7 protein-coding genes are annotated in these 8,669 nt (G+C 59.2%); 6 read left to right on the forward strand and 1 reads right to left on the reverse strand.

Annotation, left to right across the window (positions count from 1 at the left end):
- Nucleotides 1-110 precede the first annotated feature (110 nt).
- A complete protein-coding gene (locus QMZ16_RS16015; RefSeq protein WP_282603991.1) occupies nt 111-359 on the reverse strand; it encodes a GntR family transcriptional regulator in 249 nt (82 codons plus the stop codon).
- 429 nt (nt 360-788) lie between these two features.
- Between QMZ16_RS16015 and QMZ16_RS16020 the strand changes: the two genes are divergently transcribed.
- The 6 genes from QMZ16_RS16020 to QMZ16_RS16045 all read left to right on the forward strand — a co-directional run bounded on the left by QMZ16_RS16020 (nt 789) and on the right by QMZ16_RS16045 (nt 8,528).
- A complete protein-coding gene (locus QMZ16_RS16020) occupies nt 789-2,021 on the forward strand; it encodes a serine hydrolase (RefSeq protein WP_282603992.1) in 1,233 nt (410 codons plus the stop codon).
- Between the two features lie 48 nt (nt 2,022-2,069).
- Entirely contained in the window at nt 2,070-2,534 is a 465-nt protein-coding gene (locus tag QMZ16_RS16025) for a hypothetical protein (protein ID WP_282603993.1), read from the forward strand.
- Between the two features lie 636 nt (nt 2,535-3,170).
- Nucleotides 3,171-3,860 carry a hypothetical protein gene (locus QMZ16_RS16030; RefSeq protein ID WP_282603994.1) on the forward strand — a complete coding sequence of 230 codons (690 nt, stop codon included), beginning with the start codon at nt 3,171-3,173 and terminating at the stop codon, nt 3,858-3,860.
- Nucleotides 3,857-6,058, forward strand: a complete 2,202-nt coding sequence (locus tag QMZ16_RS16035) for a transposase family protein (RefSeq protein ID WP_282603995.1) — start codon at nt 3,857-3,859, stop codon at nt 6,056-6,058. The genes QMZ16_RS16030 and QMZ16_RS16035 overlap by 4 nt, the downstream gene beginning before the upstream one ends.
- Before the next feature lie 5 nt (nt 6,059-6,063).
- Entirely contained in the window at nt 6,064-7,044 is a 981-nt protein-coding gene (locus QMZ16_RS16040; RefSeq protein ID WP_282603996.1) for an ATP-binding protein, read from the forward strand.
- The gene (locus tag QMZ16_RS16045) at nt 7,044-8,528 is read left to right on the forward strand and encodes a TniQ family protein (RefSeq protein ID WP_282603997.1); all 1,485 of its coding nucleotides are present in this window, start codon (nt 7,044-7,046) and stop codon (nt 8,526-8,528) included. Before QMZ16_RS16040 ends, QMZ16_RS16045 begins: the two co-directional genes overlap by 1 nt.
- Nucleotides 8,529-8,669: the final 141 nt, after the last annotated feature.

The following is an 8,669-nucleotide window of genomic DNA, read 5'->3' on the forward strand; positions in this document are numbered from 1 at the left end:
GAACGGCCGCAACCGCGCCATCTGCTCATCGCTCAGCCAGAAAAGATTGCTCATCATGCCCCCATCAGTTCGGGAGCGTGAATCACGCCGGCAAGGTGGTCGCAACCCGATTAATGGGTCCTGACCCTAGCGATGTAGGTTCCACTTCCTTGCCGGACGTTGAGGAAGCCCAGCATGGCAAGTGATTTCATCACCTCGCGCAGCAATGGACGGCCAACGTCCAAGTGTTGCGCCAGTTCGCGCTCGGGCATTACCCGGTCGCCTACTTTCAGTTCTCCCTTCAGAATACGGTCCTTGAAATACGATACGACGCGGTCCGAACCGCTCTGTCGTGCATCACTCTCAAGAACCTCGTTCACCGGCATCCCTCCCGTAGCAACGCAATGCTCCTACCAATCGCGGAGACTGGTCAACCTACCGTGCGCGCATCTACGGATATCCCAGCTTCAAGCCGGTCTTGTTGGGGGATGAACTTCCGTAATATCATTATAGTTCAATATATTGATTTAAATTCAGCAGCGAAGTAAGTTGAGCTGATTGGTAAGACCAATAGAGGAAGTTTCCTTTCTTTCGCAGGGCAGGGCGCCTCTTTCTGATAGGGGAAAGGAACCGAGCGAGCTCCCGGGTCTGTCCGGAGCGCCCAATGCGCCTTCCTGTTACGCTGCCTTGGCAGAGGTGCCACGAACACAGAGACATGCTGCGCACTGGTTTCGAGAGGCCATGATGGAACGCCGCTTGCACATCGTGCAAAAGTGCAGTCTCATCTGGAAAACGGATGGAGGACGGCAATGACCCACAGCCCGCTGTATCGGACGCGTATCCTGCTGACACTGGGAAGTCTCTGCTTGGCCCTGCCTGGCGTCCTGCATGCCCAAGACTATCCCCACGCTGACGAACCCATTGGCAGCGTCGAGGATGTCTATAACGGGCATCTGACGCCAGACATGGCGGTAAACACCTTTCGCAATATCGACCGCCTGTTTCCCACCCGGGCCATTCCGGCTGGCGACAGTCCCCGCCCGCTTCCCAGCTCACCTGTCGATCTGCCGGCAATGGTCAGCTATCAGGTCGGCGATGCATCCTATGACCTGTACGATTTCATGTCTCTCGACAACGTCACCGGCATGATCGTTCTGAAAGATGGGAAGGTCGTCTACGAAAACTATCAGCGCGGCAACACGCCAGAGACGCGCTGGATGTCGATGTCGGTGGCAAAGTCGATCACTTCGACCTTGGTCGGCGCTGCGATCGTCGATGGTCACATCCAGGGGCTGGATGACATGGTCACCGACTATGTTCCGGCGCTTGCCGGTAGCGCTTATGACGGGGTCACCATCCGCGACATCTTGTTGATGGCCTCGGGCGTGGAATGGAATGAGACTTATACGGACCCGGACTCCGACCGTCGCGACCTGTTGCGCGCGCAGATCGAACAGCGTCCCGGCTCGGCCATGGAGGTGATGGCCGCGCTCCCACGCGCGCATGATCCCGGCACGCATCACACCTATTCTACCGGAGAAACTCAGGTTCTCGGCGAAGTTGTTCACGGCGCCGTGGGCATGCCGCTGGCCGACTATCTTGCAGAGAAGATCTGGCAGGCCTACGGGATGGAATCCGATGCCAATTGGTGGCTGGATAGCCCCGATGGTGTCGAGATTGGCGGCAGCGGCTTGTCGGCCACGCTACGTGATTTTGCCCGCTTTGGGCAGTTCTTCCTGGAGGGCGGAGAAGTCGATGGCAATACCATCCTGCCCGAAGGATGGACGGAAGCCGCCGGTAAGCCGCAGAAACTGAAAAGCGGAGAGACCATCGAGTATGGCTATATGTGGTGGCCGGGCTGGACCGAACCATCCATTGCCGATGGGGCTTTCGCCGCAATCGGCATCCAGGGGCAGAACATCTACATCAATCCTGAGCGGAATGTCGTGATTGCCACGCATATGGCGCAACCCAAGCCTGTGGGTCGCGAGCCGGTGGATCCGCTGGTTGTGTTCGATGCCATCTCGATTGCACTGGACTGATAGGCGTCCGGCAACTGGCGTATCGCATGCAGCCCGTTGCGATGGCCCATGACTCCGGACCAGAGGACACTGCATGATCGGGGATTACTGAAGAACGAACCGTATCTGTGGCGGATCATGGGCGTGACGATCTTTGCAGCGAAAGGCGGGGTTACAGTTCTCAGGCCTAAGCATCGGCTCCAGGGTATGCGAACGGCGAAGGAGCAGGCGGATAACGAACAAGTATCCGCCACTGAGTGGTTTGACGCCTCCGTGGCAGCCTTCCACACCTCAGCTGGGAACTTCGTAACCATCTGCGAGCTGCTTGAGTTGCCGAACCACGTCAGAGAATTCGATCCGAAGGTGGTTATCGCAGCCTGCTACACGACGCTTCTGGATTTTGATGACCTTCTCGCTCGGCAGGGGCTTGGACTTTCCGACCGCAAGTTTCACTTTCGACAGCTCATGCAGATCAGAGACATTGCGCTCGTAGGGCTTTCTCGGGGCGCGGACAGGATCACCTGCACCTACTGATCTCTCTTGCGATCCGGCGTGGGCATGTGCCTCGGGGTTCCCGATTCTTATTGGACCTGGCCATATCAGATGTTTCGCGGGGCGCTCGGTTGGCGCCCTTCAAGAGGCGTGGTGATTCGCAGAAGGCTGCGGAGATCGCTCCTCACTGCTACGCGTAGTGCTAGACGCTCGCATTTCGCCAACTTGCGAAAACCGCGCGACTTGCTTGGCCGCTGTATTCACCGGCCGGTGGTAGAGCTAAGAAAACCCAGCACATTCAGGCCTCGAACCGCACTCACCCCCGCTATTTGCGAAAAAATATTACACAATTTCAGATGTTTGTGGGGTGATTCTTTCGAACGCCATTGTGGATAACTCCCGTCAAGAGGCTTCCATCTTTCGAGAAGACTCGGAATCAGTAGGGCAACATCAATTGCCACACGAGGTCATCAACGAAAGCACGATGTCAGAAAAAAAGCCCGGCACGAGGCCGGGCGGAAAGTCGACGGGCGAGCCCGTAGAATCGACCAACAAGGTAGGCTCTCGATAGAAGACCGCAAGTGGTTCCGTCGGCATCCCCTGCAACTTCGTTCTATTCCAGCCTGCACCGGTCGCCGGAGCAGGGCTGGCACCCTATACTTGAAGGGAACCACCTCTATGAAGCTTACGGATTCCTTGTTTCATCTGCCCGACCCGGCAGGCAGTCGCGCAGCGCGCGCCATTCCGAAGTCCTCACAGGGCCATTTCGTTGGCGAGTTCGTCTTCGGCGCCGAGCATCCGCGGCGTGTCCGCTTCGAAAGCCTGCTCGAGTTCAAGGTGGCGCTGTGCACCGTTTACCGTCCGAGGTTCGTCGATCTGGAAGAGCAGATCGCGCCGATCTCCTTCCGTCGTCCGGATGGCGATATCGGTTATCATTACCTTGATTATCGGGTGACCTTCGAGGGAGGTATCCGTCTCGGGATGGTTGTCAAGCCTTCCTATAGGGCGGAGCAGCCGGCTTTTATTGCAAATGTAAGGGCGATTGCAGCCGCAGCGGTCCCCGACGTCGTGGATCGACTGACTGTCGTGACAGAACGGCATATCCATCCGGTAGAGTTCTGGAATGCCCAGTTGTTTCATGCCGCGCGGCGACCGGTTCAGGAAGAGGATCGGATCATCGATCGCTTGGCTTCCCGTCTCCGGGCGCCCGTCGTGATTGAGGATTTGATGACGCAGGGACGTCATGACGGAGTCATCCTTTTTGGTATCGCGCGAACCATTCAGCGCGGTGGCCTGAAGCTTCTTCGGAAAGAGCGCATTGAGCTCCATGCGCTTGTCGCCGCGAATGATCCGAGGGCAGCGGCATGAGGGCAGGTAGCAGTCGGCTTGTTGTGTCGGGGCACGTTCCGGTCGAGGAGGGTGCAGTCTTCGAACTGAACAGGCGTCGCGGCAAGGTTGCACAGATTCGCGCCAGTTCCTGTCTCGTTGTCTGGGATGAGTTCGTTGATCCCGCAACCGGCGAGGTTTTCCCGGCAATCTCCGACACCGTGATGAACGAGGATTTCTGCCGCTACGATCTCCACGGCAAGTTGAGTATCGTCCGCCGCCCTCTTGCTGCAACGGCCGAAGGGGAGCGTGATCGGAGCCATCGCACGCAGAGTGAGATCGCGCGAATGAAGTATCGCTACTGCTACGTTTCGGCGGCGCAGCAGATGGTTTCAGACGGCGACATGGATGAAACTCGGGCTGGCTTCATCGAACGCAGTGACATGCTTATCGGTCTCGGCACGACCTACTATGTTCGGTATCTCAAGAAGGAGGCTGGCGCATTAGGTAGGCGAGGTGGAGCGAAGGAGAATCTGGGGCCGCAGTCATCTGCGCCGAAGTCTGCCGCCATCATTCATCGCTGGTATTGTGCTTTTCGGCGGGGCGGCCAGAACGCTTTGTTCGACGAGTATGCCCGGTGCGGAAACCGCCGCAACCGCCATACCGAAGCCGAGAAAGCGCTTGCCTGGTCGGTTATCAGGCAGCGGCTGGACGAAGAGCGCTGCTCGATCCAGTCCATCGTGGATAGCGTCAAGGCAGTCTTCAAGGTTCAGAACGAAAAAGCTGCGTCGACCAATCCGCCCGGTCGGCTCCTCGCCACGCCGGGATATGACTACGTTCGCAACGAGATCAACGCGCTTGCCCCTCTCGACCATGCTGTCCGAACGCGTGGATTGAAAGCTGCGTATCGCGACATGCATGCTCTGGGCGTCGGTGTGAAGACCAGCCGAGCGCTCGAGCGGGTCGAGATCGACGAATATACCTTTGACCTAATGGTTATCCTGAGGGGACTTGGTGTGTGGGACTGGCTGCGCGCTGAGGAGCGGACGATGCTTGGCTTGGATGGGTCGACACGGCGCGTCACCCTTTCCGCGGCAATCGACGTTCATACCCGCTGCATTGTCGGCATGCAGATCGCAGCAGGCGAGACGACGTCGCTCCTCCGTGATACCGTCGAGATGATCTTCATGGACAAGACGCCAATCGCCGATGCCGTTGGAGCGCTCGAAGCATGGGATATGCACGGACGTCCCGAAATGATCGTGCTGGACCGAGGCCCGAACTACATCGGTGATGAAGTTTACGACCTGCTGGCAGCCCTTGGTATTGTCAACCTCGGCGCACCCGCCAGGAAGCCTTGGCTTCGTCCCTTCGTCGAGCGGCTCTTCAAGACCATCCATCTCGGCTTTGCCCAGCGGTTTGCGGGGCGCACTTTCAGCAACGTGGTTGCCCGCGGTGAAAATGACCCGGCCGCTCGTGTATCTTTGACCCTCGACGAATTCCTTCATTGGCTCGTGCGGTGGATCGTCGATATCTACCATAATACGGCTCATGACGGCCTTCTGGGGCGCACGCCTGCGGAGGCTTGGAAGCAATCCCAGATTTCCTCCGGGCTACAGGCTGTCTCGCGCGAGGAACTGCGCAAGGTCTTCGGGATCCGCCGGTCTCGCAGCCTCGGTCCCTCCGGGATCACAATGATGCACATCCGTTATCAGACAGATGAGCTGATGAGGTTCTTCTATGCGTCATCCAGCCGTCCAAAGGAGCTGGAAGTAGCTTGGTGGCCTCACGACATCGGAACGATTTCCGTCAAGATCGCGCAGGACCGCTGGATGAGCGTGACTGCGGCGGATCCCATGTGGATCGGTAAATCGTTCGACGACCTCATGATGGTTCGGCACAAGCTTGACGGCGAGCGCGACCGCTCAGATGCCGTAAAGGCGCGGGCTCTGGCTGATCTGGATGCAGCCGCGCATCGAGGAAAAGTCCTGCGGGGGTTGCTGCCGACCATCGTTACTGACGGGACCTACAATCGCTACGAGGCAGATTTCATGCGGTTCATGTCCACGGCCGAGCGCGACTTCGACGCGCCCGAATACCTGGATCTGTTCGACTGCGTGATAGACCCGTCCGGCCCGGCAGCGGGAGTTGGCAGCTTCGCGTCGCCAATGGCCAAGCTGGAAGCCCCTGCGGCTGCCGCCCCGGTTATCACCGGAGACGATGAAGACCTTATGGAATGAGCCATATGACCGAGCATACCTTTCATGCGACGCCTTCCGTGCCGCACGACCTCCCCGGCCGTCTTGCTTGGTTGGAGGCCCGCTATCTCAAGAATGCGCGCGACGACGAGTTTCAGGAGTGCCTGCGGGACATCCTTCAGGTCGGCTCGGAGGGGGCGCTGCTGCCGATCGCCATCCGTGATCCTCTGAACGGTGAAACCCGTGGCATGCAGGTCATCGGTGCATCCGGAGACGGCAAGTCCGTGATGATCCAGCGCAACCTGTTGGCCTTGCCCGGCTTCGTGGAAATGAAGGATGGCACGTCGGGCAACTATCTTCATATTACCGTATCGCCGGAAGCCACGATCAAGAGCCTTGCATTCGATATTGCGGCCGCCACTGGGTATGGCCGGCTCTCCGAGCGCACGAAAGCCCACGAGGCCTGGACGACGGTTCGTCACCGTCTCAAGAAGTTCGAGATTGGCTTGCTTTGGATTGATGAGGCGCATCACCTGCTCCGCGGAGGGGCGGGGCGCGACGCAGCGGGCGCCCTCCAGACACTGAAGAACCTGCTGCAGGGAGAGGGGGCTGTCGCTGTCATCCTGTCCGGCGTGCCACAGCTCGAAGAGCGCGTCGCATCGGATCCGGAGACGTTTCGCCGCTATTGTCTGCGCCAGCGCCACCGGCCCGTTCTGGCAGATAGTGGCGATCTGCAGCGGTTGAACCGCTTCATATCGGCGTGCTGTGACAGGCTGGACTTGGCGCTTCCGGATGATCCGTTCTTTGCGGAACGCATCGTGTTCTCTCAGAAGGGTGGCTTGGGGCGGTCGATCCTGTTCGCCAAGAAGACGATCCGTCGCGCGCTGATCAATCGAGGGCCGGCTGTAAGCAACGAGGATGCTCGCAGAACGTGGGTTCTGGACGGCGGCGATGAAAGTGGGCCTGGCCCGTTTGATTGCGTCGCGTGGTCGGACCTGCGCAGGCTTCTCGAAGAACGTGGTTGCTGATGAGAGTGATTACGCCTTGCGTTCCCTACGATCCCAGTGAGACCGTGCAATCCTATGCCTCACGCCTATCCTTCTTCCACACTGGGCAGGGTTCGGCGCGCCTGCTTCAGGATTGCGGCGTGAGCCTTCCTGGTTTCGCTGCCGGGCATCCGGAGGAACTGACCACCTTCGCCACTGCCGTAGGCGAGCAGATTGGCCTTTTGCAGAAAGGGAGCGTCCGCGCACTTTCCTCTCACAATACTTTCCGCGGGGAAGACTTCTCGAGGAGCGTCTTGTCATCCCAGGTGCGGCAGTTCTGCCCGCAGTGCCTGCGCGAGGATGGGCCGCCGGTCGAATGGAGGCACAGGATCATCTGGTGTTTCCTGCCGGTCCCTGTTTGCCGGCGACACCACACTTCCTTGGTAGAAGTCCAGCAGGAGAAGCTTTCGTCGATCCAGGACGCGGTCACGAGTGCCGGTGGGCTTGATGCAGCCGACGCGTCGACATGTTCCGTCGTGGTTGGACGACACGCGTCTTGGCTTCACGGACGCCTGATGTCCTCGTCCTGGTCCGAATGGTTGGATGGCCAGAGCATCGAGCAGGTCCTGAATGCCGCCGAGATGCTCGGGGCGATCCTCGTGCACGGGCATAGTGTCCGTCTGGGTCAGCTTCGCCGGCTGGAGCGGAACACTGCGCTGGAACGAGGTTTCGGGGTCTATGAGCAAGGGGCCGAAGCGGTCTATGCGGCTCTTGGTGAGATCCGGGATGCCGCTTCGGCCACTGCCGTTCATGCCGGCCCTTTGGCGATCTATGGATCCTTATACGATTGGCTGGATCGTCGGTCGCAGCTGATCGATCCCGGGCCGGTTCGAGACATCCTGCGTAATCACATCCTGAACCACGATGCCTATGCGCCAGGGGAAAGGTTGCTGGGCAAGCCGGTAACCGAGAGGCGCTTGCATTCGGTGATCAGTCTCTCGACTACCCTGAAGGTCAACCGGCGGCGCATGTCCCGTCTGTTGCAGAAGCTGGGCCTGGTGCCCCCGGGGGCTACGGACGGTGAAACCGGTCGTCTTGTCTTCCCTGTAGAGGAGGTGGAGCAGCTTATCCGCGATTACGAGACCGCAGTCCCGCTCGCCCATTTGTCAGACTACATCGGGTGCAGTCACAGCCAGGCGCTTTCCTTGTATCGGGCCGGGATCTTGTCGCCTCTTATCCCTGCCAACGCCCCGGGCGCCGTGCGACGAATAATATTCGCACGTCGCATTCTGGATAAACTGCTTGAACGCATCGCCGAGCTGCCGCTCCCTGACGATACCTTGCACGAGGATGTGCTTTCCATCGCGGCGACCTGCCAACGTCATGGCGGTCGAACCGATGAGTTGACGAAGGCGGTTCTTGAGGGAAAAGTTGTGGCCTTCCGTGTCCGCGGAGATGTCCGTCTCCATGCTGTTCGGGTCAGCACTTCCAGCCTTCTTGCTGCGCGGAAGCAGGGAGCGAAATAAAGCGGCCTCTCTTAGGGTCAGGACCCATTAATCGGGTTGCGACCACCTTGCCGGCGTGATTCATGCTCCCGAACTGATGGGGGCATGATGAGCAATCTTTTCTGGCTGAGCGATGAGCAGATGGCGCGGTTGCGGCCGTTC

It is taken from the genome of Paracoccus sp. PARArs4, assembly GCF_947311865.1.
GTDB lineage: Bacteria > Pseudomonadota > Alphaproteobacteria > Rhodobacterales > Rhodobacteraceae > Paracoccus > Paracoccus zeaxanthinifaciens.